The sequence below is a fragment of the Streptococcus cristatus genome (genome assembly GCF_003943465.1).
Lineage (GTDB): Bacteria > Bacillota > Bacilli > Lactobacillales > Streptococcaceae > Streptococcus > Streptococcus cristatus_C.
The window spans coordinates 345024-370392 of sequence record NZ_RJPR01000002.1 but is presented as its reverse complement, the minus strand read 5'-3'; the positions used below and the strand labels follow the sequence as shown (position 1 = coordinate 370392).

Genomic DNA, 25369 nt, shown 5'->3' with positions numbered 1-25369 from the left:
TTTTATATTTATCAAAAACTTGATTAAAAATATGATATACTAGTTAGGAATGAATTTTTTTGGAGGATAAATGTGAAGAAGAAGTTTTTGGTGTTTGGATTGATTTTGTCTGCCTTTCTATCACCGCTTTCTGCTGCGGCAGATGAATTGGTAGATATGGCACGAAAAATGTATCCCAATGAAAATGTACAAGCAATCAATCGCCCTAAGTCATCTTTGATGATTGACGGAAATACGGGCGATATACTGTGGCAGGATAACATTGATGAGGTTCGCGATCCAGCTAGCATGAGTAAGATCATGACCTTGTACTTGGTTTTTGAAGCCATTAAAGAGGGAAAACTCAGTTTAGATACGGTGATTAAGGCGACACCGCAAGATCAGGCGGTTGCGGAAATTTATGAAATTTCCAATAATAAAATCGTGGCTGGAGTCAATTATACTGTTTCTGAGCTGATTACCATGACAGTTGTACCCTCTTCTAACGCAACAACAGTGATGCTGGCAAATTACCTATCAGATAACGATCCCGATGCTTTCTTGGATAAGATGAACGCGAAAGCACAGGAACTAGGCATGACCAACACCAAATGGTTTAATGCCAGTGGTGCAGCAGCAGTTTCTTTCAAGGGCTATTACACACCTCAGAGATATAATAACTACGTTAGCAACCAAACAACGGCACGTGATTTAGGAATTTTAGTTTATAATTTTGTAAAGAACTATCCAGATATTTTAAATTATACCAATCAGGCTAAGGTGACTGTCAAGGCTGGCACGCCTTATGAAGAAACATTTGAGACTTATAATTACTCTCTGCCAGGTGCTCGCTATGCTCTAGAGGGAGTAGATGGTCTGAAGACAGGATCAAGTCCGAACGGTGCCTTCAACTACATTGCAACTGTCAAGCGTGGAAATCAGCGCGTGATTGGAGTCATCATGGGTGTTGGTGACTGGTCTGACCAAGATGGTGAATATTACCGCCATCCATTTGGAAATGCCTTGATTGAAAAATCTTATGCTGACTATGAGTACAAGAAACTGTTCTCTAAAGGGAAGCAGGAGATTGATGGAAAAACTTACAATCTGCCAGAAGATTTTTATGCGACAATCAAAAAAGATGTGAAGGCAAAGCCTGTAGTTGAGAATGGTGTCTTGAAGGCCGGAAATGATCTATACACGCTCTCTCCAAAGATCTCTGATGAGATGAAAGTGGAGGAAGTAGATGCTTCTGTCACCCAGTCTGCCAAAGAAGAAGTCACTAAGAAAGAAAATAATAAAACTTGGTATAGTGACTTGCTGAGCAACCGCTGGTTAATTGCCTTGCCAATTGTCATTATTGTCCTGATTTTCTATATTGAGAATCGGAAATCGAGAAAAGCTAAAGCAAGAGCTAGAAAGCAAAGATTTAAATAAAGGCTTGTGCTTATTTTGCAAGCTGAGATAGAGGCTGGGACAAAAGTCCTAGCCTCTCAATTGTCTTTGGATTGTCGAGCAAGACGCAGTGGTTGAGTGGGCTCTACTACGCTGATTTCATCAGCTTTTACAGCCCTACTCAACTGTGCGGAGGTGGGACGACGAAATCGAATTCTAACGAATTACCGATTTCTGTCCCACTCTCTATTCTATTTTTGGAGAGGTTTTGATGATGGGGAAAAAGTTTTCTAATAGCTATTTGGCTTATTTTTTGATGTATAATTTTTATTTTCTGTCCAATTCATTGTTTTCGACCTTGATATCCGTTTATATGCTGGATAAGGGCTACACGGCTGGTCAAGTATCTATCGTCGTATCAGCTTCTTTCTTTTCTTCCATGCTGGCTCAGCCGATCATGGGGCTGTTAACGGATACGCTTGGCATCAAGAGAGTTTCGCTTATCAGTTTTTTTCTGATTATCCTGGGAGACATTTTTTTCATGGAGGCTGATAATCTATGGCTCTTGGCCATCTGGTACAGTTTTGTCTTGATGCTCATCAATGGGGTGGGCACTGTGATGGATGTACTAGCAACCCAAAGTCCTTATAAATATGGGAAAATTCGAATTTGGGGAACAATCGGTTATGCCGTCGGTTCACAGCTGGCAGGTTTGATTTATAAGAATATTTCTCCCCAGGCGATCTATCTGGTCTTTATCGGGACTATGTTGCTGAGTATTTTAGGAGTTCTTGGCATGAATCCCAAGCGAGATAGATTAACTAAAAAGACTGAAAAACGAGGCCATTCGCTTTTTTCAGCCATTCTTAAAAACAGAACCTATCTTTTTTATCTTTTCCTTGTTGCCCTTTACTCTGGTGTTGGCAATACAGGGCATACCTATATTCCTTCCATGCTAGAATCCAGTGGCTTAAGTGTTGATTGGGCAACGACTGTTGTCGCAGTTTCTGTACTCTGTGAGGCACCCTTGATCTTTTATTCCTATCTTTTCATGGATAAGATAGCTGTCAAAAAGTTGCTCTATATCTGCTTAGGTATGATGCTTCTTCAGTATGCGGTTTATGCTTTAAACTTTGGCTTAGGCTCGAAAATCGTAGTCACTCTGCTTTCCAAGCATGCTTCTGGCATGGTACTGACTATGCTTAGTCTGCGCATCGTGGCAAATTTAGTAGATGAAAAATATTTGGTGACCGCTTTTGCGTTACTACAGACAGGGAGAAATCTAGGAACAATTTTCATCCAGAATATGTCAGGGTCTATCTTAGATCGTTTTGGCTATGGTAGTATGAATTTCATGTTGGCAGTAATTATAGGTCTAGTGCTCTTGCTTGCTCTCTTCTTGAAAGTTCCTGAAAAAAAGAATCAGAATTTATTTGGATAAGAAAAAAACGAGTCTGGAATTTTTTCAGCTCTTTTTTGTTTAGGGAGATTACATAAGTAAGAGAATAAATAATACTTCGTTCCATTTCACAAGCCCTCTCTTTGGTGTTTTAATTACGAATAAAGATATAAAAGACATTATATTGAAAGGGAAATACTCATGTTGCTTGCGAAAAATAAAGAGGGGATTTTGCTGAATGCGATGGAAAAGCAGCCGTCCCTAGGCGAACAACTCTTTTGTCCTGCCTGTTCGGGAGCGGTCCGCTTCAAAAAAGGAAGGGTCATGCGACCGCATTTTGCTCATATTTCTCTTGAAAATTGCTCATTCTATGCAGAAAATGAAAGTGCGGAGCATTTGAACTTGAAAGCTGGCCTTTATAGCTGGGGAAAGCAAAGCCAAGAGATTCAGGTGGAGGCCTTTTTACCTAAGATAAGGCAGATTGCTGACCTTTTGATAGATGGTCGCATAGCGCTGGAGGTCCAGTGTAGTCCACTCAGTCAGGAAAGACTTGAGGAAAGGACGCTGTCCTATCGCCAGCATGGCTATCAAGTTCTCTGGCTCTTAGGCAAGAAATTATGGTTAAAACAGTCACTGACGAAACTGCAAAAGGACTTTCTTTATTTTAGTCAAAATATGGGCTTTCATCTTTGGGAATTGGATGAGAAACAGCAGGAACTTCGACTTAAATATCTCATTCACGAGGACTTGCATGGGCGAGCTCAGTACAAGATCAAATCCTTTCCTTTTGGTCAAGGCTGCCTTTTATCCGTCTTGCGCAAGCCTTTTCAGAAGCAGGGGCTAGAGAGCTATCTGGCTAAGCAAGATCCAGAGATTTGTCGCTATGTTCGTCAGCAGCTTTATTATCAGCAACCTCGTTGGATGAAGCTCCAAGCCCAGCTCTATCCAAAAGGAGACAATCTTCTGACTAAGTCAACCGAGGATTTTTATCCGCAGGTTCGGCCTGTCCAAGCCACCTCCTTTTGTCAAATAACAAGAGATTTGACTCCTTATTACCAGCACTTTCATCGCTATTATCAGGCTGAAAAAAATAAGCAGCTTCAAATTATCTATCCACCGATATTTTATGCGAGGATTTCCCCCAGTTTTATGATAAAATAGAAAAGATGGAGGAAATTTCTATGGCAAAACAAAGAAATGAAATTGAAGAAAAATATACTTGGGATTTGACAACAATTTTCCCAACAGATGAAGCCTTTGAAGCAGAATTGGCGCAGGTTTCAGAAGAAGTGAAGAAGGCAGCTAGTCTGGCTGGACATTTGCTGGATTCAGCGGATAGTCTTTTGACAACGACAGAAATCCAGTTGGACTTGATGCGTCGGATTGAAAAGCTTTATTCTTATGCTCACATGAAGAATGACCAGGATACACGTGTGGCTAAGTACCAAGAGTATCAGGCTAAGGGTATGACTCTTTATAGCGAATTTGGTCAAAGTTTTGCTTTCTATGAGCCTGAATTTATGGCGATTACAGAAGAGCAGTACCAAGCTTTCTTGGCTGAGCAGCCAGGTTTGCAGCTGTATCAGCATTATTTTGATAAGCTTTTGAAAAAGAAAGCCCACATCCTGACACAGCGCGAAGAGGAGCTATTGGCCGGTGCTGGTGAAATTTTTGGCGCAGCGGGCGAAACTTTTGCTATCTTGGATAATGCGGATATCGTCTTTCCGATGGTGCATGACGAAGATGGAAATGAAGTTCAGCTCAGCCACGGCAACTATATCACCTTGGTTGAGTCTAAGAACCGAGAAGTCCGTAAGGAAGCTTACGAGGCTCTCTACAGCGTCTACGAGCAGTATCAGCATACCTATGCTAAAACTTTGCAGACCAATGTCAAGGTTCACAACTACAATGCGAAAGTCCGCAAGTTTTCATCTGCCCGTGAAGCAGCCTTGTCAGCGGACTTTATTCCAGAAAGTGTTTATGATAGCCTAGTTTCAGCTGTCAATAAGCATTTGCCTCTTTTGCAGCGTTATATCGCTTTACGAGCGAAGATTCTAGGCATTTCTGATTTGAAGATGTATGATATGTACACACCTTTGTCAGAGACAGACTACAAGTTCACTTATGAGGAAGCTTTGGCTAAGTCTGAGGAAGTTTTGGCTATTTTGGGTGAGGATTATTTGAGCCGAGTGAAGACAGCTTTTTCAGAGCGCTGGATTGATGTTCATGAAAGTAAAGGCAAGCGTTCAGGAGCATACTCAGGCGGTTCTTATGATACCAATGCCTTTATGTTGCTTAATTGGCAGGATACACTGGATAATCTATTTACCTTAGTACACGAGACAGGCCACAGTATGCACTCCAGCTATACCCGTGAGACCCAGCCTTATGTTTATGGAGACTACTCTATCTTCCTAGCTGAGATTGCTTCGACAACCAATGAAAACATCCTGACAGAGAAGCTCTTGGAAGAAGTAGAGGACGATGCAACCCGCTTTGCTATCCTCAATCACTTCTTAGATGGCTTCCGAGGTACGGTCTTCCGTCAAACCCAGTTTGCTGAGTTTGAGCATGCTATCCACAAGGCTGACCAAGAAGGTCAAGTTTTGACCAGCGAGTTTCTCAATGAACTTTACGCTGACTTGAACGAGAAATACTATGGACTGAAAAAAGAAGATAATCCACAGATTCAGTACGAATGGGCTCGGATTCCGCATTTCTACTATGATTACTATGTTTTCCAATATTCGACAGGCTTTGCAGCCGCTTCTGCCTTGGCTGAAAAGATTGTCCATGGCAGTCAGGAAGACAAGGACAAGTATCTGGACTATTTGAAAGCTGGGAACTCTGATTATCCACTCAATGTCATCAAAAAAGCGGGTGTTGATATGGAAAAAGAAGACTACCTAAATGCTGCTTTTGCTGTCTTTGAGCGTCGCCTGGACGAATTCGAAGCCTTGGTAGAAAAGTTGGGACTGGCATAAGATGGTCGAGACTTATAATCAAAACTCTAATCCTAATATGCGCCGGCCAGTAGTCAAAGAGGAAGTCGTAGACTTTATGAGACAACGACTCCAGCCAGTTTCTGGTGGACTCAAGGAGCTGGAGGATTTTGCCAGAGCTGAAAATGTACCCGTGATTCCCCATGAGACAGTGGCTTATTTCCGACTGCTACTTGAAAGTCTGCAACCAGAGAAGATTTTAGAAATCGGAACGGCTATCGGTTTTTCGGCCCTTTTGATGGCGGAACATGCACCTAAAGCCCAGATTACGACTATTGATCGCAATCCAGAGATGATTGAGTTGGCCAAGGCTAATTTTGCTAAGTATGATAGCCGTCAGCAAATCATCCTGCTGGAAGGTGATGCGGTGGATTTGCTTGAGACATTAGAGGATTCCTACGACCTTGTCTTTATGGACTCTGCCAAGTCCAAGTATGTAGTCTTTCTGCCTCAGGTCCTCAAGCGCCTCAATCCTGGTGGTCTGGTCCTCATTGATGATGTCTTCCAAGGCGGCGATGTTGCCAAGCCTTTTGAGGCAATTAAGCGTGGTCAACGAGCTATTTACCGAGGACTGCATAGTCTTTTTGACGCAACTTTGGACAGTCCAGATTTGACTGCGAGTCTGCTTCCCTTGGGAGATGGACTACTTATGATTAGAAAAAAATGATATCTTTGATTTTTTCTTAATTTCCAAAAATTTTTAGGAAAAATTAAGATATCAAGTTGTATTTGTGGTACAATAGACAAAGTGAATTTATTGAAGGAGTAGACAAAATAATGAAGAAAAAAATCCTTACAGGAGCAGTAACTCTCTTTTCTGTAGTGGCTTTAGCAGCATGTTCACAAACAGCAAAAGATAAAGATATTGTGACAATGAAGGGCGAGACAATCACAGTAAGTGAATTTTACGATCAAGTAAAAAATAATGGTGCCTCTCAACAAGTTTTGCTTCAAATGGCCATTAAGCAAGTTTTTGAAGAAAAGTATGGCAAAAAAGTAACGGATAAAGAGGTTGAAGAAGCCTTTGAAAAAATGAAATCCGCTTATGGTTCTGCCTTCCAAAATGTTCTTGCTCAAAGCGGAATGACAGAAGATGCCTACAGAGACCAGATCCGCGCAAATAAATTGGTCGAATACGCTGTTAAGAAAGCAGCTGAAAAAGAGCTGACAGATGACAACTACAAGGCTTTCTTTGAAACGTATACACCAGAAGTAACGGCTCAAATTATCAAGGTGGACAGTGAAGAAAAGGCTAAGGAAGTGCTTGAAAAAGCCAAGGCTGAGGGAGCAGACTTTGGTCAGTTGGCCAAGGAAAACTCAACCGACAAGGACACCAAAGATAAGGGTGGTGAGGTGAAATTTGACTCAACCTCTACAACAGTTGCGGATGCCGTTAAAAAAGCTACTTTTGCCTTAGAAGAAAATGGCGTTTCTGATGTGATCACTGTACGAGGTAAGCAGAACTATTCAGCAAGTTACTACATTGTTAAATTGGTGAAGAAAACTCAAAAATCTGCAAAATGGACAGATTACAAGAAACAACTAAAAGAGGGAATCCTGACTCAAAAACAAAACGATGCAAGCTTTATTCGTTCTGTTATTTCTAAAGAATTGAAGGAAGCGAATCTGAAAGTGAAGGATCCAGCTTTCCAAAATGTCTTTGCCCAATATGTAGAAGGAGATACTTCTAGCTCATCGTCTAAAGAAGAAAGCAAGTCTCAGTCTTCTAGTTCAGAAGAAAAGAAATCACAATCCTCTAGCTCGGAAGAAGCAAAATCTGAGGCTTCAAGCTCGGAAGAAAGCAAGTCAGAAGCTGCTCATACTGAAGAAAAACCAGCTCCTGCAGCAGAATAAGCTTGACGAAAAGCCAAGAAGTCAGTATAATAAAACTATTGAGAATTGATTTTCTAAATCTCAGCTCAGAGAATTGGCGGTGCTGCGAGTCATGTGAGAGGAAAATTCATGCTACTCATGTTTCAAACTAAATAGCTAATGAGAATGACAAGTTCATTGAATGAAGGTGGTACCGCGGTTTTTCGCCCTTCAGACAAGGAACTTGTCTTTTATCTTGACTCTGGAGGTAAAGCGATGAAGACCTATCTTGTCAAACAAAAATTTCGCCTAGGCGGTGAACGTTTCGATATCAAGGATGATCGAGGCAATGTAGCTTATCAGGTGGAAGGATCATTTTTTCAGATTCCCAAGACCTTTACAATCTACGATACACAGGGGCAGACTGTCAGCCAGATCACTAAAACCTTTCTTACCTTCATGCCCCAGTTTGAAATCAAACTCAGTGACGGGACGAGTTTTTACATTCGTCAGAAGTTCACTATCTTGCGTGATAAGTATCAGTTTGACAATTTAGGCCTAAGGGTCGAAGGCAATATCTGGGATCTCAACTTCCGATTACTAGATGACCGCAATCAAATCGTGGCAGAGATTACCAAGGAGCTTTTCCATCTAACCTCTACTTATCAGGTGATTGTCTATGATGAGGCTTATTCAGATTTGGTCATTTCCCTCTGCGTCGCTATTGACTATGTGGAGATGCTGGAAAGCTCTTCATCATAATATAAATATTTAGAAAAATTAAGGAGAAAACATAAATGAAACAAATGTCAAGTGCTCAAATTCGCCAAATGTGGCTGGATTTCTGGGCAAGCAAAGGCCACTCTGTAGAACCATCAGTCAGCTTGGTACCTGTAAACGACCCGACTCTTTTGTGGATTAACTCTGGCGTAGCAACCCTTAAGAAATACTTTGACGGAACCATTATCCCTGAAAACCCACGTATTACCAATGCGCAAAAAGCGATTCGTACCAACGACATCGAAAACGTAGGGAAAACTGCGCGTCACCATACCATGTTTGAAATGTTGGGGAACTTTTCTATCGGAGATTACTTCCGTGATGAAGCTATCACTTGGGCTTATGAACTCTTGACAAGCCCTGAGTGGTTTGACTTCCCAGCTGAAAAACTCTACATGACCTATTATCCAGACGATAAAGATTCTTACAACCGCTGGATCGAAGTGGGAGTGGATCCAAGTCACTTGATTCCAATCGAAGACAACTTCTGGGAAATCGGTGCTGGACCTTCTGGACCAGATACAGAGATTTTCTTTGACCGTGGAGAAGCATTTGACCCAGAAAATATAGGTCTTCGTCTCCTTGCAGAAGATATCGAAAACGACCGTTACATCGAAATCTGGAATATCGTTTTGTCACAATTTAACGCAGACCCTGCTGTTCCTCGTAGCGAGTACAAGGAATTGCCACACAAGAACATTGATACGGGCGCTGGTTTGGAGCGTTTGGTGGCGGTGATTCAAGGGGCTAAGACAAACTTTGAAACAGACCTCTTCATGCCAATCATTCGTGAAGTGGAGAAATTGTCTGGTAAGGTTTACGACCAAGATGGCGACAACATGAGCTTCAAGGTCATCGCGGACCACATCCGTTCCCTTTCATTTGCTATCGGTGATGGTGCCCTTCCAGGAAACGAAGGTCGTGGCTATGTCCTTCGTCGTCTTCTCCGTCGTGCTTCCATGCATGGTCAAAAATTGGGTATCAACGAGCCTTTCCTTTACAAACTAGTTCCAACTGTTGGAAAAATCATGGAAAGTTACTACCCAGAAGTACTTGAAAAACGTGATTTTATCGAGAAAATCGTCAAGAGCGAAGAAGAGTCATTTGCCCGTACGCTTCACTCAGGTCAACACTTTGCCCAAGGCATCGTAGCAGACTTGAAAGAAAAAGGTCAAAGCGTTATCGCTGGACAAGATGTCTTTAAACTCTACGATACTTACGGATTCCCAGTGGAGTTGACAGAAGAAATCGCTGATGAAGCTGGTATGACTGTAGACCGTGAAGGTTTCGAAGCAGCCATGAAAGAGCAGCAAGAACGTGCGCGTGCGTCAGCTGTTAAAGGTGGCTCAATGGGTATGCAAAATGAAACCCTGCAAAACATCACAGTGGAAAGTGTCTTCAACTACAATGCTAGTCAATTGCCTTCTAAGTTGGTGGCTATCGTAGCGGACAATGCAGAAGTAGAAGCTGTATCTGAAGGAACAGCCTCTCTCATCTTTGCGGAAACACCATTTTACGCGGAAATGGGTGGACAAGTAGCTGACCACGGTCAAATCTTGGACGTTGCTGGAAATGTTGTAGCTACTGTGACAGATGTTCAAAAAGCACCAAACGGACAACCGCTTCATACTGTTGAAGTCTATGCTCCGCTTGCTTTGAACCAAGAATATACCTTGGCAATCGATACCAATCGTCGTCACCGTGTCATGAAAAACCACACAGCAACTCACTTGCTCCATGCGGCTCTTCACAATATCCTTGGAAACCATGCAACTCAGGCAGGGTCCCTTAACGAAGTCGAATTCCTTCGTTTTGACTTCACACACTTCCAAGCAGTAACTCCTGAAGAATTGCGCGCCATTGAACAGCAAGTCAATGAGAAAATCTGGGAAGCAATTGCAGTAGAAACGGTTGAGACAGATATTGACACCGCTAAAGAAATGGGAGCTATGGCCCTCTTTGGTGAAAAATATGGCAAGGAAGTCCGTGTTGTGACTATCGGTGACTACTCTGTCGAGCTTTGTGGTGGTACCCACGTTGGCAACACTTCTGAGATTGGCCTCTTCAAGATTGTCAAAGAAGAAGGGATTGGCTCAGGAACTCGCCGCATCTTGGCAGTGACTGGTAAGGAAGCCTTTGAAGCCTACCGCGAACAAGAAGACGCTTTGAAAGCCGTCGCAGCAACCTTGAAAGCACCGCAACTCAAAGAAGTACCTCACAAGGTCGAAGGGCTTCAAGAGCAACTCCGTCAATTGCAAAAAGAAAATGCAGAGTTGAAAGAAAAAGCTGCAGCTGCAGCTGCAGGCGATGTCTTCAAGGATGTGAAGGAAGTCAACGGCCACCGTTACATCGCTAGCCAGGTTTCTGTATCAGATGCAGGTGCCCTTCGTACCTTTGCGGATAACTGGAAACAAAAAGACTACTCTGACGTGCTTGTCCTAGTTGCAGCTATCGGTGACAAGGTCAATGTGCTTGTTGCAAGCAAGACAAAAGATGTGCATGCAGGAAACCTTGTCAAAGAATTGGCTCCAATCGTCGATGGACGTGGTGGTGGTAAACCAGACATGGCCATGGCAGGAGGAAGCAACCAAACGAAAATCCAAGAACTCTTGGAGGCAGTAGCAGGTAAATTGTAAGAAAACAAAGATCTATCCACTTGGGTAGGTCTTTTTGCATACACAAAAAAAGCTAAATCCGAGTGGACTTAGCTTGATTCGTAATAACTCAAAAAAGAAAATTTACTATGATTCTGAATGCAAGTTATAGCTCGTAAGGAAATTTAAAAGAGAGTGGGACAGAAATCGGTAATTCGTTAGAATTCGATTTCGTCGTCCCACCTCCGCACAGTTGAGTAGGGCTGTAAAAGCTGATGAAATCAGCGTAATAGAGTCCACTCAACCACTGCGTCTTGCTCGATAATCCAAAGACAAGTGAGAGGCTAGGATTTCTGTCCCACTCTCTTGCTATCTAGTCCACTGTTTTACTTTTAATTCTAGCTCTCAGAAAGCGCAAATCATTAAAAATATAAATTAGAAAAATGATTTGACAAGAGTAAAAGCCCCAATCTAGCCTATAAATATCCCTTTGAATAGTGATGGAAAACAGGGCATAGATCATGAAGATAAAACTAGCTATGAAAACTAGGAAGGATTGTAGGCTTGCTATAAAAGGATAGCCTCTCTTTTTCAAAATGAATTTGAATAAAATAGCTAGAGCAGGCAAAATGGAAAATAAAGTAAAACAAGTTAAAAAATAGGAACCAATTAAATTTCTAAAATTACTTCCCCAAAAGATAGAATCCTCGTTTTGAAAAAGATAAATTGAAAGTGATTGATCGTTTAAAAAGGGTAGGACAAGGATGACCAGATAAAATACAATCAATAATCCAATTTGCCAAGAGAAACCTGCTTCCTTTCTCTCTTTATTGTCTGACATGTCTATCTCCTTTCTACAATTTGTCTATGCTTAACCTCAACATAATCACCGTTAGTTTCATCAATAGTCCCCAAGACATAGGCTCCATCTGGTAGGGGTGATTGTTCTAGTAACTGCTGGATTTGGTCTCTTAGATAAAAATGTTCCTTGTATTTTTCTTCTGGTAAGATAATTTGAACATAGACTGCATTATGTGACAAGGCATCATTTAAAGGCAAATCGTACAATTCTTCAAGAATAGAATGGTTATTCCTAACGGCATCTCTCATACGATCGCTATACCAGAGCTCACCTTTACCAAATCTATTTTGGTCAGATAGAGTGCTTCTTAACTTAACAGTTCCCCCTTTTAGGTGTGAAGACTGATTTAACTTTCTCGTTAAAGATTGTTCCAACTTGGCTCGCTCAGGGTTAATTTCTAAAGCTTTTTCAATAATTGGCGCATATACTCTCATAGATTCATCATAAGTCGTTCCTAACTCAAACATAGGGCTCTCCCCCTCCCGCTTGTCTACATCTATCTTGTCGTAATAAGGTATGACTAATTGTTTGAAGCGGACCGATTTTTTTACAGGAACAGAGATGGTTTTGTCCTTAATGTTTTCAGTATAGGTATAATTGACATCTATGCCCCAAATTTTGTCAGCCCAGGAAAAGCCAATTATCTTAACATCTCCAAGAAAATTACGATTGGCGTAAAAGCCTTTGAGATGAGCTTCTAGATTTCGGTAGAAAAACAAAGACGAGACCACTAGAAAGCATACAAGCACCATGAAGCTTTTTATCTTGTCCGTATCAATCTTTAAATTCTTTTTCAATGGCTTCCTCCTTAATGACTTGCTTGAACTCCTCTTCAGTACGGATTATTTCTTCTTTGCCACTCTTTGTATACTCCTTGTCAATACTCCAGTAAAAATAGTCGGCATCGGGGAAGAACATTTTTGTTAGGGTAATGCTATCGTTGAGGGGCATATTTTCTTCTAAAACTACTATATAGCCGAATTTTTTCAATATTGAAAGGAGTCGACTATCCTCTGGTTTCCTAGCGCTATCATCAGAATCACCATCCGTTAAACGTGATTGGTAATCGTTCTTTTTGTAACTAAACAAAGTGGGCGGATAATTAGTTACATTTTTGCTATCATCCCAGTATTTCTCTGAAAGAAATGATGGGCTTGAAAGTACCCGATAGAGCCCTCCATATCCGAACTGGATGGCCTCTTTAGGTCGTTTTTTTGTTGCTTTTTTACTGGTTAGGTTTACATAGATTTCATCATTATCGTTTATCCGAATTTTTGCATATTCATCTTTTCCATCGGAATACATAAGATTATCCATCTCTCCTTCTATGGAAACATAGCCCATATCTTGAACGAGTTTCAAGACATCAATTGTTTGGCCATCCCCTTGCTCCTGCCCCAGTTTATAATAACGAATTCGGAAGTATTCTTCCTTGTCCTTTTCTTTCAGTGTTCCCACATACTGCTTGGAATCCTGAAATGCTAGAAATTTCCGTCCAACAGCAAAATCATAGGAGCTCCACCCATCCTTCTCTTTAAAAGAAAGAGCAATCATAGGGAATTCTGGTTCGGTCTCGCCAATAGCTGTATAATTAGTCAAACGCTGATTCTTTCCTTTATAGACATAATTTCGTTCTTTGATCACATAAGCAGCTTCTTTTGTGAAAAAGAAAGAACAAGCACCAGCGATAAGAAAAATGACCAGTGTTGCTAAAGCATAAATCTGCCACATTTGCCAAGAGAAATTCTCTAGCTTCTTCATCCTATTCTCCTTTTAGATAGATTATGGACTATTATATCATTTTTTATAAGCTTTCTGCCAAAAGCAAAAGAAAAGTATGATAAAATGGTATTATTATAGTTTTATAAGGGAAAAAATGAATCAAACACGTCTCAAAAAACTCTTGAAAATATCGAGTTTCTTTCTATTCGCTTTTGTGACATATCATGTCTACTATCAATCTCTTGTCCCTCATCTTACAGCTAGGAACGAGGAAGATGCTAGACTGAGCCAGTCCAAATATCAAATCGCCTATGGTCAAGTAAAAGATTTTCAAAAGATTGGAAATTTTGCTTTGGCCATTGATATGTTTGGTGATGTCCAGCAGAAGGAAGGCTACATTATTGCCCAGAATTATCGCATTCCCAAAACTCAGGATCCTTCTGAAGGACAAGCATTTTATGACAAAGAAAAATCAGAGTATTTTTATCAAATTGACATTTACAAAGAGGATGAAGGGATTCAGTCACTGAGAAAGATTGATGTAAGAGATATCCTTCTCAAAGAAAAGAAGAAATATAAGATCATCAGTACGGCGAAAATAGATGCTTTTGACTCACCCACCAAGGCTCCTTATTTAGAAATAGGGCTGGAAGAAATCAATGGTGATGCGAGAACTTTCTCACTGATCATCGATTTACAGACCTTAGAAAGTCGCATTACTCGCCTTATAGGATCTTCATCTGAGGAAAAGATTACTAGCAGGACTAATAGAGAATTATCGGTTGTCAGAGCCAATCCTGTCTTTGCAGAGCGCTTGAAGAACCTGAGCTTCGTTATTGATACTGATGATACCATCACAATGCGACCATATCAGGGAGGAGAACTCATCAATCTCTACCAAGAATATCCTCATATTTTTGAAATGGCTAAAAAAGGTAGTTTTACGATCTATCCACAGTTTCAATACAAAGAAGATCTAACTCAACAAGTTTCAAATTTTGCTAATCTTTTCAATTATCCAGGTGAAGCTCCCTTTTGGTCTGCTCAACAGAAACAAGATTACGTGGCAGACCGAGCTTTGAAACAGACAAAAGATTTATCGACTCCCCTTTCATATGATTTTTTCATGGAGAGGGTAAAAGAAGAAGGCAAGCTTAATGCGGTAGAAGGAATGATTCCTATCGGTTTTGATATCAATACTGGGGAAATAGTCAGCGTTGATTTCAAAAAAGGACCTGTTTATCTCCAAAATTTTGACCTAGAAGACCATATAGATAGTTTAGGCTTTATCGACTCTAATTATTCCTATATAAGGGATGTGCGGTTTGATCAAGTCAGTATCGACACAGCCATGTCTTATAAATTAGGTAGAAAATCAGTAAGTGATTACAGTAGGTTGATTGAGGATTCTAAAATCAATAAACCGAAAGAGACCCGCTATATCACTTGGCTTCAATATAAAACAAACAACAATGTACATGAATCCGATATGAATATCGTTAAGGGAATTGTGGATCAAGGAATCTTGTACAAAATCTTCTCCATATTTAGTCTTGAAGAAGGGCAAATGACAGTGAATCAGACTGGGACTAACAGCAATCTTGCAGTAGGGAAGACCAAAATATTAGTACAAAATGGGCATCCACTTCTTGATTCATTACAGTTTGAGACAACTGATATGCCTAGCTTGAATCACGATGAAATGATCCAGTCTGGTCGGATTATATATGTCCTTATCGATGGACAGCTTCGTCAAGTAAAAGTTCCGGAGGAAAAATAGGTGCAGAAGATAGTGATAAATATAAAAAAATGCTTTCAAAATAAAATCTTTTTGAATGTTGTTGGCTATACCTTGGCTTTTACACTTGGTTTATTTTTGGCTTTTTATGTTTTTGATAGGGAAAAAATAGCCATTCAGTCTGAGCAAAGACAGGCTAAAACATCCCAAGAAAAGAAACCTACAAGAGCGAAAGATGAGGCTGTTCAGATAGAAAAACTTGCAGACAAGATCTATATGGTAAAAAATCCTAATTCTGCTATCTTGTCTGATAAGTATGTCTTACAGCAAGAAATGAATTACACTGATCAATCCTTCCACTTCGACAGCTATCAGGTCTTTAGTAAGGACAATAAACATAGCAACCATGTCAAAATTAAGCTTTTAAATCAAGTTGAAGCGTTGTATAAAGATTACGATTTAGTTCAATTGGCTCAAAAACTGCATAGTCAAGCCATACCAGGGAAAGTCATCCATCAGCTGTATCAAGATCCTCAGGATGGGCAATATTATTTTGCTTTTGAAGTCTATCTACCGGGTGGTAAGGATGAAAATGATTACTCGAACGCTCATGAGGAGAAGCCTATCTATACTCTCTATACCAATATTGAAAACGGGCAGACTTTTTATCTAAAAGATTATTTTAAGCCCCTGAGTATCCGTGACAAGTATCCTGTCTATGGTGCTAGCAATCTGGATGACAAACTAGAGAAGTACGGCTTGGTTTTGCTCAACAGTCCGCATAACTTCACCCTCATTCAAGGGGAAGGAAATTTACAGATTAAAAAGTTGCAGCTAAGCCAGCAATTTCCAAATATAGAGGAAAAACTTGCTAGTGGCTGGAGTTTAGTTGTAACTGGAGAAGATTCTTATGAAACCAGTATCAGACTTCTAGCGTCTGAAGGAGAAACCGATCTCTATACAAATGTCAAACTAGATCGTTCTTATTCATCTGATGATCAAGAGCATCTCTTACAGTCTTATCAGGATTTCCTTGAGTTATACAAGGAGAAATAAGTAAGTTCCTTTCTATCAAATAACATCGTTCCATATGATTTTTCCAATGATGCCTTTCATTGCTTTCATATGGGGCTTTTTTTATGCCTTCAGAAAGTTATTTTGGATTTACCAATTGCACAGTCTTCAGATTATCTTTCTCAAACATTTGTAAAGGATCCAAGTCTTTCTGACAAAAATATTTATTTTTTTGACAAATATACTTGTCAAAAAGAAAAGAATCTGTTACAATGTATTTAAGTTAAGAAGAAAAGATAAAAGGAGGAACTGATGGAGATACTGTTTTGGTGTCTACTTCCGATATTTTCTGGTTTGTGGCTGACGTCATCCAGTGAATTGAACAAGGTGAAAAGGAAGTTGAAACGTTTAGAGAGAAATAAAGAAAGGAGTGGAGAAATGTCACGTTTTTTTAAAGAAATGATTGGGAAAAAACCGATCATCATTGGTGAAGTTTTCGGGACAGATTGCTGGGAGGTAGTTGATGCTGATGACGATTGGGTTAAGTTGAGTAAGACCAATAAAAAAGGTCAAACAAGAATGAAATTGATGCGCATTGACGATATCAAGTCTGTTGAACTGAAAGAAGACTGAGAGGTGTTGTCATGAAGCTGAAAAATCGACTCAAAGAGCTGAGGGCTAGAGACGGGCTGAATCAAACTGACTTGGCCAAGAAAGCCGGCGTGTCGCGGCAGACGATTAGCTTGCTGGAGAGGGATGAATACACGCCCTCCGTGGTCATTGCTCTCAAAATTGCTCAGATTTTCAACGAAAGTGTCGAAAATGTCTTTCGCCTAGTGGAGGAAGAGTAGATAGTCAGGAAAAATCAGTTGCTGGAGATAGTTTATGCTAGCCATCTTGTCATGAAGACTAGCAAGCAAGCTTTCATATCATAGCGATTACTTGTCTGATCCTGATAAGTTGAGTAAGTATATTAGTGCTTTTCCGCAAGTGACGGAAAGTAAAACAAGGAGAAAAACAATGCAAGAATTTATGGAAAACTTTAAAGTTAACGAAGAACAAGCAAAAATTGCTGGTGTCTGTGCAGGTTTGGCGGATTATTTTGGGATAAAGGTAGCTTATATTCGTCTGATCTTCGCAGTTGTAGTGCTAGCATCAACTGAGTTAGGGATTTTTGTAGCCTTGGGCTATGCCTATCTGGCAGGATGGTTGCAAAGGGATTATTTGTGGAATAAAATGAGCAAAAAAGTCAGAAATCACTTTATTTTTCTGATGACAGTCCTGATTATTTTACCTTTATTTGGCCGTGAAATACTGGAAATTGCCTCTGATTTTATTAGCCAAGTCATGACTTGGTTGACTGCGCTTATTTAAGAATAGGAGAAAACAATGTCAACAAAGAAAAGAATATTGAGAAATATCGGCATCTTAATTCTTGCTGCTATATTAGGAGGAGCAGTTGTTTTTATAATGGATCATTTTGAGCATTTCTCTTGGCCGACCGTCTTAAATGTTGAACTGCTGAAGAACATTGGTCGAGCGAGTTTGTTCATTCTCTATCCCGTAACCTTTTTCTTGCTCTATCAGACGCATAAAGTTCACGGGGCTTACCAGAGAGAAGAAGATGATGACAAAAGTTATGAGCTATATCGTCAAACTTTTAAAACCCTAGAATATGCGACGATTTTATATAATATCTCGTCTGCTCTGACTCTATTCACCCTCTTTGTAGGAGTGAGCTACCTAGGTCAGCTGCTAGGGTCAGAAACGACGATTCACATTCCATTTTATGATATTGCACTGTTTCTTGCTTTGATGTTAGGTCAAATTCTTGTATTGAAAACCACTCAGAAGGTTCGTCAATATAAATTATCTGCTATGCCGACCATTGAGGAGATGAAGGACTATGCGCTGTCCTATGATGAAGGAGAGTTGCAGGCTCATTATGAGCAGAGCTTTTTGACCCTCTTCAACCTCAATCAGCGCCTCATTCCAGGCCTTTATGTCTTGCTCTTTATTCTTGGAGTTGGGACACCAATGCAGGTCGTATCTGGCATGATTGTCTTAACCATTATTTTTGTCTATATCAATGTGGACTCCTATCAAGCAGTTAAAAGATATTTCAAATAAGCTGTTTGTCGGCTAAAAAGGAGTTCATCTGAAATTAGTAAGCTTTATCTTTCCTAGTATCTATATTGGACTGATACTGTTAAATCTTCTATTCCAACTGGATACGATTTTGGCTTGGATTGCGGTATCGGTCATCTATCTTTATGTTACTGTCAGCCAGTACAAAATCGTTAAACGTTATTACAAGTAAGAAAGTGAGAAGAGGCCTTATGTCACAAGTGATTCAAGTAGAGAATATTTCTAAAAGTTTTGGAGATAAAAAAGCTTTAGAACGGATTAATTTTCATATCGATCAAGGAGAAATTTTCGGATTTTTAGGACCATCTGGGTCGGGAAAAACAACCTTAATTAATATCCTGACAGGCCAGCTTGATGCCGACAATGGTCAAAGTAAAATCCTTGGTAAAGCTTCAGATGCTATTAATGCTCAGGATTTGGTGAAAATTGGCCTAGTATCTGATACAAGTGGCTTTTATGAAAAGATGACTCTCTATAAAAACCTGCAGATATATGCGAAATTATACGATTTAAAAAATGAACGGATAGATGAAGTTTTAGAGCAGGTTGGTCTGTTAGAAAGCAAAAATATTGTAGCAGAGAAGCTTTCGACAGGTATGAAGCAGCGGATGTTTCTAGCTCGAGCTCTTTTAAATAATCCTGAGGTCTTATTCTTGGATGAACCAACGAGTGGGCTTGATCCTCGTACTTCCAAGGTGATTCATGAGCTTTTGCTTGAGCTGAAGAAAAAGGGAACAACCATTTTTCTGACGACACATGATATGCACGAGGCTAGCGCCCTTTGTGATCGACTGGCCTTGCTAAATAAGGGAGTATTAGTAGAATATGGCAAGCCGAAAGCTATTATTCAAAAATATAACACAGCCAAGAAAGTTAAAATTAGCTATGAAAATGGAGAAACCGAGCAAATTTCGTTCTCAGAATTGGCTACAAAAGACCTAAAATTAGCTATTACAGTACATTCTTGCGAACCTACATTAGAAGAAATCTTTATTCAATTAACAGGAGAAAAACTAGATGTATAAAAAAATTAAAGCTCTCACATGGCTGCGTACTCAGATTTTATTGACAAATTCTTCTTTGCTTATGTCCGTCTTGCTGCCCTTTGGCCTCCTCTTTTTGTACAATATGATTTTAAATAAGAATGGCAATGCAGGTCAAGGGCTATTGAAGATGATCCTGCCTATGACCTTTGCCATGAGTGGCGGCTATATGGTGTCTATTATGATGGCAGAGGACAAGGAGAAGCGCAATCTAAAGACCTTGATGTTGAGCGGGGTTCGTTCTACTGAATACCTCTTATCCATGTTGGTTTATCCCTTCCTATTTACAGTCTTTGCCTTGCTTTTTTTCCCATATTACTTGCATGTAGATCTCTCTGGCAAATGGCCTATCTATCTTTTGATCAATCTCTTAATTATTGTTATTATCCTTTTAATCAATCTTTTTATTGGTGGTATTTCCAAGACACAATCTCAAGCTCAGGTTTATAGTTTATTTCCGCTGTTGCTGATTAGTTTCGTACCCTTATTTGCTAGTTTTGATAAAACAATACAGCACATTCTACGTTTTACTTTTATGAATCCTTTTATCAACTTCTTTGAAACAGGAGACTATTCTTTTAAAATTGAAGATTTCTCTAATTTGGTGATTTGGCTTCTTATTTTTATCAGTGCAAGCACCTATGTCTTGAGTAAAGGTCGAAAATGATGGAGNAGATTTTATGAAACTCATTAAAAAAATTAATTTTATGGAAGAAAAGAAATATGTAATCGAGCTAAATATAGCGGGGCTATTGCTGATTTTTCCTTTCTCCATGCTTTTTGCGAAATTGACTCAGCTAATCTTCCGAGCCGATCATTATGATTTTTCGGGTCTAGATCTTGCCTATTTGTTAGTTTTTACCTTTATCCTTGTCGTCATCCATGAGTGCATCCACGGTTTCTTCTTCAAGTTTCTTGGTAAAGGGAAAGCCAAGGTCAAGTTTGGTTTTAAAAATGGGATGGCCTATGCGACTAGTCCAGGAACCTTCTACCATCGTAAGGACTTCTTGGTCATTGGTTTGGCTCCCTTTGTTTTGATTAGCCTGTTTCTGACCTTATTGGCTATGCTTGGCTTGCTCAGTTCAACTCTCTACATGCCTCTAGCTAGTATTCATGCAGCGGGCTGTGTTGGTGACTTTTACATCGCTTTGCTGCTGTTGGGCCAGACTGATGATATTCTGGTCGAGGATACTGAGGTTGGGATGAACTTTTACCAGAAAGAAGAGCCTAGTCAGGGCTAGGAATCACAAGTGTTGTATGCTTTTTTAAAAATGTCTATTAAAGAGTAACAGACTTGATAATTTAAAGACCTGAAGCAATGTTGATCTTGTCTAAATGGATTGCAGCGTGATACTAATTTCAAGTTTAAAACAAATGAAACCCGAAGGACTAGAAGCTCCTTCGGGTTTTGTATATAAGAGAAAAATGATTAGATAAGTTCGTCAATAGAAGTATAATCGAGATTCAAGCCTTCTGCAACTGGTCGGCTAGTGATGTGACCGTGATAGGTTGTGACACCTTCACGCAATCCAGCATCGTCTGCAATAGCTTGTCTGAAGCCTTTGCCAGCCAGTGCTTCAATATAAGGAAGGGTGACATTGGTCAGAGCGATAGTAGAAGTGCGGGCTACGGCACCTGGGATATTGGCTACTGCATAGTGGAGAACACCGTGTTTCTCATAGACTGGTTCATCGTGGGTTGTCACGCGGTCAGCAGTCTCGATAACACCACCTTGGTCAACGGCCACGTCAACAATGACAGAACCAGGGCGCATTTGCTTCACCATATCGTCAGTTACCAGTTTTGGTGCTTTAGCACCAGGAATGAGCACAGCTCCAATCACGACATCTGCTTCGCGGACGCTTGCCTCGATGTTAAATGGATTGGACATGAGAGTTTGAATTTGGTTGCCAAAGACTTCTTCCAGTACGGATAGACGTTTGGCACTAATATCGAGAATAGTAACTTGAGCACCTAGTCCCAGAGCGATACGGGCTGCATGAGTTCCTACAACACCGCCTCCGATAACGGTAACTTTACCTTTTGGCACTCCGGGTACACCGCCAAGGAGAACGCCAGAGCCGCCTGTTTGCTTGGTTAGGAAATGAGCTCCGATTTGAACCGCCATACGGCCAGCAACCTCACTCATAGGTACTAAGAGTGGTAGTTGTCCTTGTCCGTCACGTACAGTCTCGTAGGCAACCCCGGTAGTTTTAGCAGTTACCATAGCTTGGGCTAATTCGGGAGCAGCGGCCATGTGCAGGTAAGTGAAGAGTAGAAGGTCATCACGCAAGAATTGGTACTCAGCTTCCAGCGGTTCTTTAACCTTAACAACTAACTCAGCTGCCCAGGCTTCAGCAGCAGTGGCAACGATTTTTGCACCTTGCTTTTCATAGTCTGCATCTGCAAAGCCAGATCCAAGTCCAGCATTTGTTTCGATCAGTACCTGATGGCCTTTTCCTACAAGACTGTGTACACCAGCTGGCGTCAGAGCAACGCGATTTTCATTATTTTTAATTTCTTTTGGAATTCCGATTAACATAGAGCTTTACTCCTTTTTCTAACGCTAGGATCTCTGAATACAGGGCTACAAAGGGACCTAGGTCAATTATTGTGATGTTTTCATTTTAAAGGAAACTATCGCAAAAAGCAAGAAAAAAAGGATTGTTTTGAGCAGGAAATTATGCTATTCTGATAAGAAAAATCAGGAGGAAGAGATGGAAAATATCTATGTCAAGCTAAGTCAGCATTCTAGACTGGAAACGGAACGATTGATCTTGCGTCCAGTGACTTTGGAGGACGCTCCAGCCATGTTTGAATATGCTTCGGACGAGGAGAATGTTCGCTATACCTTTGCGACCAACAAAAATCTAGAAGAAACCCGCAATAATATTGCCTTGTTTTACCTAGCTAATCCTTTGGGGCGCTGGGGCATTGAGCTGAAGGAGACTGGCGACTTTATCGGGACGATTGACCTGCATAAGATCCGTTTGGACTTGAAAACCGCAGCTATCGGCTATGTGATCCATAAAAAATACTGGAATCAGGGCTACACGACTGAGGCCAATCGGGCAGTGCTTGAGCTGGCTTTTGAAGAAATTGGCATGAACAAATTGGTCGCCGTACATGATATTGACAATCCTGCCTCCGGCCGTGTCATGCAAAAGTCAGGCATGATCTTTTCGCACGAAGAGCCATACGCAGCCTTGGACCAGCATGAGGAGGGACGCATAGTGACGCGGCTGCATTACTATCTGACTAAGGACCAATATTTCGCAAAAAAATGAGAAAGAATATTGACAAGTGCCTATCTACATGATATAGTAGATAGGTAATGCTGATTTAGCTCAGTAGGCAGAGCGCATCCATGGTAAGGATGAGGTCGCCGGTTCGATCCCGGCAATTAGCACTAGATAAAGAGGTTGAGATTTTCTCAGCCTTTTTTGGTTTTAAATCAGGATTTCTCCTCGTTTAAATGCAAGGCTTGTGGCTCTAATAGGCGCCCAAATATGATATAATAAAAGTAATATTAGCAAGGCAGGTAAAATATGTATATCGAAATGGTGGATGAAACCGGTCAGGTTTCTCAAGAAATCATCAAGCAGACTCAGGAAATCTTGGAGTTTGCGGCTCAGAAAACGGGCAAAGAAAATAAGGAAATGGCCGTGACTTTTGTGACCAATGAGCGCAGCCATGAGCTCAACTTGGAATACCGAGACACAGATCGGCCGACGGATGTCATCAGCTTGGAATACAAGCCAGAGCTGGATATTGCCTTTGACGAGGAAGATTTAGCAGACAACCCTGAGCTGGCTGAGATGCTGGAGGATTTTGATGCTTATATTGGCGAGCTCTTCATTTCGGTGGACAAGGCGCGGGAGCAGGCAGAAGAATATGGCCACAGCTTTGAGCGGGAGATGGGCTTTTTGGCGGTGCATGGTTTTCTGCATATCAACGGCTATGATCATTATACGCCAGAAGAAGAAGCAGAAATGTTTGGCTTACAGGAAGAAATTTTGACAGCTTATGGACTTACAAGACAATAAAAATAACAAGCGCAAGTGGAAAAATCGAGATGTCATATCAAGTTTAGAGTTCGCTCTGACGGGGATTTTCACAGCTTTTAAGGAAGAAAAGAATATGCGGAGCCATGTTCTTTCAGCTGTGGCTGCCATCATTGCGGGTTTGATTTTTCGGATTTCAGCAACGGAGTGGCTGTTCTTGCTGCTAAGTATTTTTTTGGTGATCGCCTTTGAAATCATGAATTCAGCCGTTGAAAATGTTGTGGATCTGGCTAGTGATTATCACTTTTCTATGCGGGCTAAGAATGCCAAGGATATGGCAGCTGGTGCAGTTTTGGTGGTTTCTGGTTTTGCAGTTATCACAGGTTTGATTATCTTTCTGCCAAAACTGTGGGATATTATTTTTTAGAGAAGGAATAGAACAATGACTTTTAAATCAGGCTTTGTAGCCATTTTAGGCCGACCAAATGTCGGCAAATCAACATTTTTGAATCATGTCATGGGGCAAAAGATTGCCATCATGAGTGACAAGGCCCAGACTACACGCAATAAGATTATGGGTATTTACACGACGGATAAGGAGCAGATTGTCTTTATCGACACGCCGGGAATCCACAAGCCTAAGACGGCTCTAGGTGATTTCATGGTGGAAGCGGCTTATAGTACGTTGCGTGAGGTGGACACTGTTCTCTTTATGGTACCGGCTGATGAGGCGCGTGGTAAGGGCGATGATATGATTATCGAACGCTTGAAAGCGGCTAAGGTACCGGTTATTTTGGTGGTCAATAAGATTGACAAAGTCCATCCGGATCAGCTTCTAGCGCAAATTGATGATTTCCGTCAGCAGATGGATTTCAAAGAAATCGTGCCAATTTCAGCCTTGCAGGGTAACAATGTTTCTCGTCTGATTGATATCCTTAGTGAAAATCTGGAGGAAGGTTTCCAATATTTCCCAGAAGATCAGATTACCGACCATCCAGAGCGCTTCTTGGTTTCAGAAATGATTCGCGAGAAGGTTCTACACCTGACTCGTGAAGAGATTCCCCACTCAGTCGCGGTAGTTGTTGATAGTATGAAGCGAGACGAGGAGACGGACAAGGTCCATATCCGAGCGACGATCATGGTCGAGCGAGACAGCCAAAAAGGCATTATCATCGGTAAAGGTGGGTCTATGCTCAAGAAAATCGGCTCCATGGCTCGACGCGATATCGAGCTCATGCTGGGGGACAAGGTTTTCCTCGAAACCTGGGTCAAGGTCAAGAAAAACTGGCGGGACAAGAAGCTGGATTTGGCGGACTTTGGTTATAATGAGAAGGAATATTAAAAGAGCGAGAATTTTTCATTTCTGATTATTGATTGAATCGTAGATAGGAAAATTGAATGAACAAAGACTACATTTCCTATATTCGCTCCAAGGTGGGGCATGATAAGGTTATCCTGAATTTTGCTGGTGGAATTCTGGCAGACGAGGGTGGTCGAGTGCTTCTGCAGTTACGGGGTGATAAGAAAACATGGGCGATTCCTGGAGGAGCTATGGAGCTCGGGGAGACTTCTCTGCAAGCAGCCGTGCGTGAGTTTTACGAAGAGACAGGCATTTCTGTTGAAGCCAAGCGCTTGCTGAATGTTTACACTAATTTTGATGAATCTTATCCTAATGGTGACAAAGTGCAGACGGTTGTCTTTCTGTATGAGTTGCAGGCACTGGAGAATGTTGATATTTCCAATTTTCACAATGAGGAAACTTTGCGTTTAGGCTTCTTTTCTAAAGAAGAAATAGCAGAGCTGGAAAATGTATCGGATAAACACCTTCTGATGCTGGATGAGTATTTTTCGGACAGCTTTGCTATGGGGCTTTGAGA

Annotated in this window: 26 protein-coding genes and 1 tRNA gene; 23 read left to right on the top strand and 4 right to left on the bottom strand. The window is 40.9% G+C overall.

Translation table 11 applies throughout. From position 1 onward, the window contains the following. Positions 1–72 precede the first annotated feature (72 nt). From D8793_RS04345 to alaS, 8 genes are all read left to right on the top strand, one after another. Entirely contained in the window at positions 73–1416 is a 1344-nt protein-coding gene (locus tag D8793_RS04345; protein ID WP_125370681.1) for a D-alanyl-D-alanine carboxypeptidase, read from the top strand. A gap of 232 nt (positions 1417–1648) precedes the next feature. After that, positions 1649–2815 carry an MFS transporter gene (locus D8793_RS04340; protein WP_185761000.1) on the top strand — a complete coding sequence of 389 codons (1167 nt, stop codon included), beginning with the start codon at positions 1649–1651 and terminating at the stop codon, positions 2813–2815. A gap of 159 nt (positions 2816–2974) precedes the next feature. Beyond that, positions 2975–3934 (top strand): competence protein CoiA, encoded by a 960-nt coding sequence (locus D8793_RS04335; protein ID WP_125370679.1) that lies wholly within the window; start codon positions 2975–2977, stop codon positions 3932–3934. A gap of 20 nt (positions 3935–3954) precedes the next feature. Continuing rightward, the gene (pepF, locus tag D8793_RS04330) at positions 3955–5757 is read left to right on the top strand and encodes an oligoendopeptidase F (protein WP_125370678.1); all 1803 of its coding nucleotides are present in this window, start codon (positions 3955–3957) and stop codon (positions 5755–5757) included. Between the two features lies 1 nt (position 5758). Next, positions 5759–6442: an O-methyltransferase gene (locus tag D8793_RS04325; RefSeq protein WP_125370677.1), complete on the top strand. Its 684-nt coding sequence runs from the start codon at positions 5759–5761 to the stop codon at positions 6440–6442. Positions 6443–6552: 110 nt separating this feature from the next. Further along, on the top strand, positions 6553–7629 hold the full coding sequence (prsA, locus tag D8793_RS04320; RefSeq protein WP_125370676.1) for a peptidylprolyl isomerase PrsA: 1077 nt from the start codon (positions 6553–6555) through the stop codon (positions 7627–7629). Between the two features lie 138 nt (positions 7630–7767). After that, positions 7768–8349, top strand: coding sequence for an LURP-one-related/scramblase family protein (locus tag D8793_RS04315; RefSeq protein ID WP_185760995.1), 582 nt, complete (start codon positions 7768–7770; stop codon positions 8347–8349). Positions 8350–8384: 35 nt separating this feature from the next. Beyond that, positions 8385–11003, top strand: coding sequence for an alanine--tRNA ligase (alaS, locus tag D8793_RS04310; protein ID WP_125370675.1), 2619 nt, complete (start codon positions 8385–8387; stop codon positions 11001–11003). Positions 11004–11334: 331 nt separating this feature from the next. On the opposite strand, the gene D8793_RS04300 is transcribed toward alaS, so the two are convergent. Genes D8793_RS04300 through D8793_RS04290 form a run of 3 tightly spaced genes read right to left on the bottom strand, consistent with a single transcriptional unit; the run spans position 11335 to position 13584 of the window. After that, on the bottom strand, positions 11335–11802 hold the full coding sequence (locus tag D8793_RS04300) for a hypothetical protein (protein ID WP_125370674.1): 468 nt from the start codon (positions 11800–11802) through the stop codon (positions 11335–11337). A gap of 2 nt (positions 11803–11804) precedes the next feature. Next, positions 11805–12620, bottom strand: a complete 816-nt coding sequence (locus tag D8793_RS04295) for a hypothetical protein (RefSeq protein ID WP_125370673.1) — start codon at positions 12618–12620, stop codon at positions 11805–11807. Next, a complete protein-coding gene (locus D8793_RS04290) occupies positions 12598–13584 on the bottom strand; it encodes a hypothetical protein (RefSeq protein WP_125370672.1) in 987 nt (328 codons plus the stop codon). The genes D8793_RS04295 and D8793_RS04290 overlap by 23 nt, the downstream gene beginning before the upstream one ends. Before the next feature lie 115 nt (positions 13585–13699). Here D8793_RS04290 and D8793_RS04285 point away from each other — a divergent pair, with 115 nt between their 5' ends. The 9 genes from D8793_RS04285 to D8793_RS04240 all read left to right on the top strand — a co-directional run bounded on the left by D8793_RS04285 (position 13700) and on the right by D8793_RS04240 (position 20729). Then, a complete protein-coding gene (locus D8793_RS04285) occupies positions 13700–15325 on the top strand; it encodes a hypothetical protein (protein WP_125383768.1) in 1626 nt (541 codons plus the stop codon). Positions 15326–15376: 51 nt separating this feature from the next. Then, positions 15377–16339 carry a hypothetical protein gene (locus D8793_RS04280; protein ID WP_260471075.1) on the top strand — a complete coding sequence of 321 codons (963 nt, stop codon included), beginning with the start codon at positions 15377–15379 and terminating at the stop codon, positions 16337–16339. Between the two features lie 396 nt (positions 16340–16735). Then, complete coding sequence (locus tag D8793_RS12145) at positions 16736–16930, top strand: aspartyl-tRNA synthetase (RefSeq protein WP_235285268.1); 195 nt, start codon at positions 16736–16738, stop codon at positions 16928–16930. Between the two features lie 11 nt (positions 16931–16941). Further along, a complete protein-coding gene (locus tag D8793_RS04270) occupies positions 16942–17148 on the top strand; it encodes a helix-turn-helix transcriptional regulator (protein WP_005590740.1) in 207 nt (68 codons plus the stop codon). A gap of 169 nt (positions 17149–17317) precedes the next feature. Then, positions 17318–17671: a PspC domain-containing protein gene (locus D8793_RS04265; RefSeq protein WP_125370668.1), complete on the top strand. Its 354-nt coding sequence runs from the start codon at positions 17318–17320 to the stop codon at positions 17669–17671. Positions 17672–17686: 15 nt separating this feature from the next. Beyond that, positions 17687–18427, top strand: coding sequence for a DUF3169 family protein (locus D8793_RS04260; protein WP_125370667.1), 741 nt, complete (start codon positions 17687–17689; stop codon positions 18425–18427). 209 nt (positions 18428–18636) lie between these two features. Continuing rightward, positions 18637–19470 (top strand): ABC transporter ATP-binding protein, encoded by an 834-nt coding sequence (locus D8793_RS04250; protein ID WP_125370712.1) that lies wholly within the window; start codon positions 18637–18639, stop codon positions 19468–19470. Then, a complete protein-coding gene (locus D8793_RS04245) occupies positions 19463–20155 on the top strand; it encodes an ABC transporter permease (protein ID WP_125370666.1) in 693 nt (230 codons plus the stop codon). The genes D8793_RS04250 and D8793_RS04245 overlap by 8 nt, the downstream gene beginning before the upstream one ends. Before the next feature lie 13 nt (positions 20156–20168). Continuing rightward, positions 20169–20729: a DUF3267 domain-containing protein gene (locus D8793_RS04240; RefSeq protein WP_125370665.1), complete on the top strand. Its 561-nt coding sequence runs from the start codon at positions 20169–20171 to the stop codon at positions 20727–20729. 188 nt (positions 20730–20917) lie between these two features. Here the strand turns inward: D8793_RS04240 and ald are convergent, their stop codons facing one another. Further along, a complete protein-coding gene (gene ald / locus D8793_RS04235) occupies positions 20918–22030 on the bottom strand; it encodes an alanine dehydrogenase (RefSeq protein ID WP_125370664.1) in 1113 nt (370 codons plus the stop codon). Between the two features lie 175 nt (positions 22031–22205). Here ald and D8793_RS04230 point away from each other — a divergent pair, with 175 nt between their 5' ends. The 6 genes from D8793_RS04230 (at position 22206) to D8793_RS04205 (ending at position 25367) form a co-directional block, all read left to right on the top strand. Next, positions 22206–22775, top strand: coding sequence for a GNAT family N-acetyltransferase (locus D8793_RS04230; protein ID WP_125370663.1), 570 nt, complete (start codon positions 22206–22208; stop codon positions 22773–22775). A 49-nt stretch (positions 22776–22824) separates the two neighbouring features. Further along, positions 22825–22897 (top strand) — tRNA-Thr (locus D8793_RS04225). A gap of 139 nt (positions 22898–23036) precedes the next feature. Then, positions 23037–23534, top strand: coding sequence for an rRNA maturation RNase YbeY (gene ybeY / locus D8793_RS04220; protein ID WP_015605451.1), 498 nt, complete (start codon positions 23037–23039; stop codon positions 23532–23534). Next, complete coding sequence (locus tag D8793_RS12140) at positions 23515–23919, top strand: diacylglycerol kinase family protein (RefSeq protein WP_045499229.1); 405 nt, start codon at positions 23515–23517, stop codon at positions 23917–23919. Before ybeY ends, D8793_RS12140 begins: the two co-directional genes overlap by 20 nt. 15 nt (positions 23920–23934) lie before the next feature. After that, on the top strand, positions 23935–24834 hold the full coding sequence (gene era / locus D8793_RS04210; RefSeq protein ID WP_048791656.1) for a GTPase Era: 900 nt from the start codon (positions 23935–23937) through the stop codon (positions 24832–24834). A gap of 56 nt (positions 24835–24890) precedes the next feature. Beyond that, entirely contained in the window at positions 24891–25367 is a 477-nt protein-coding gene (locus tag D8793_RS04205; protein ID WP_125370662.1) for an NUDIX hydrolase, read from the top strand. Positions 25368–25369 lie beyond the last annotated feature (2 nt).

Bases quoted from the DNA above. Each gene is read 5' to 3' on its own strand.
- D8793_RS04340 (WP_185761000.1), top strand. From the start codon at position 1,649: ATGGGGAAAAAGTTTTCTAATAGCTATTTGGCTTATTTTTTGATGTAT.
- D8793_RS04335 (WP_125370679.1), top strand. From the start codon at position 2,975: ATGTTGCTTGCGAAAAATAAAGAGGGGATTTTGCTGAATGCGATGGAA.
- pepF (WP_125370678.1), top strand. From the start codon at position 3,955: ATGGCAAAACAAAGAAATGAAATTGAAGAAAAATATACTTGGGATTTG.
- D8793_RS04325 (WP_125370677.1), top strand. From the start codon at position 5,759: ATGGTCGAGACTTATAATCAAAACTCTAATCCTAATATGCGCCGGCCA.
- prsA (WP_125370676.1), top strand. From the start codon at position 6,553: ATGAAGAAAAAAATCCTTACAGGAGCAGTAACTCTCTTTTCTGTAGTG.
- D8793_RS04315 (WP_185760995.1), top strand. From the start codon at position 7,768: ATGAGAATGACAAGTTCATTGAATGAAGGTGGTACCGCGGTTTTTCGC.
- alaS (WP_125370675.1), top strand. From the start codon at position 8,385: ATGAAACAAATGTCAAGTGCTCAAATTCGCCAAATGTGGCTGGATTTC.
- D8793_RS04300 (WP_125370674.1), bottom strand. From the start codon at position 11,802: ATGTCAGACAATAAAGAGAGAAAGGAAGCAGGTTTCTCTTGGCAAATT.
- D8793_RS04290 (WP_125370672.1), bottom strand. From the start codon at position 13,584: ATGAAGAAGCTAGAGAATTTCTCTTGGCAAATGTGGCAGATTTATGCT.
- D8793_RS04285 (WP_125383768.1), top strand. From the start codon at position 13,700: ATGAATCAAACACGTCTCAAAAAACTCTTGAAAATATCGAGTTTCTTT.
- D8793_RS12145 (WP_235285268.1), top strand. From the start codon at position 16,736: ATGTCACGTTTTTTTAAAGAAATGATTGGGAAAAAACCGATCATCATT.
- D8793_RS04270 (WP_005590740.1), top strand. From the start codon at position 16,942: ATGAAGCTGAAAAATCGACTCAAAGAGCTGAGGGCTAGAGACGGGCTG.
- D8793_RS04265 (WP_125370668.1), top strand. From the start codon at position 17,318: ATGCAAGAATTTATGGAAAACTTTAAAGTTAACGAAGAACAAGCAAAA.
- D8793_RS04260 (WP_125370667.1), top strand. From the start codon at position 17,687: ATGTCAACAAAGAAAAGAATATTGAGAAATATCGGCATCTTAATTCTT.
- D8793_RS04250 (WP_125370712.1), top strand. From the start codon at position 18,637: ATGTCACAAGTGATTCAAGTAGAGAATATTTCTAAAAGTTTTGGAGAT.
- D8793_RS04245 (WP_125370666.1), top strand. From the start codon at position 19,463: ATGTATAAAAAAATTAAAGCTCTCACATGGCTGCGTACTCAGATTTTA.
- D8793_RS04240 (WP_125370665.1), top strand. From the start codon at position 20,169: ATGAAACTCATTAAAAAAATTAATTTTATGGAAGAAAAGAAATATGTA.
- ald (WP_125370664.1), bottom strand. From the start codon at position 22,030: ATGTTAATCGGAATTCCAAAAGAAATTAAAAATAATGAAAATCGCGTT.
- D8793_RS04230 (WP_125370663.1), top strand. From the start codon at position 22,206: ATGGAAAATATCTATGTCAAGCTAAGTCAGCATTCTAGACTGGAAACG.
- ybeY (WP_015605451.1), top strand. From the start codon at position 23,037: ATGTATATCGAAATGGTGGATGAAACCGGTCAGGTTTCTCAAGAAATC.
- D8793_RS12140 (WP_045499229.1), top strand. From the start codon at position 23,515: ATGGACTTACAAGACAATAAAAATAACAAGCGCAAGTGGAAAAATCGA.
- era (WP_048791656.1), top strand. From the start codon at position 23,935: ATGACTTTTAAATCAGGCTTTGTAGCCATTTTAGGCCGACCAAATGTC.
- D8793_RS04205 (WP_125370662.1), top strand. From the start codon at position 24,891: ATGAACAAAGACTACATTTCCTATATTCGCTCCAAGGTGGGGCATGAT.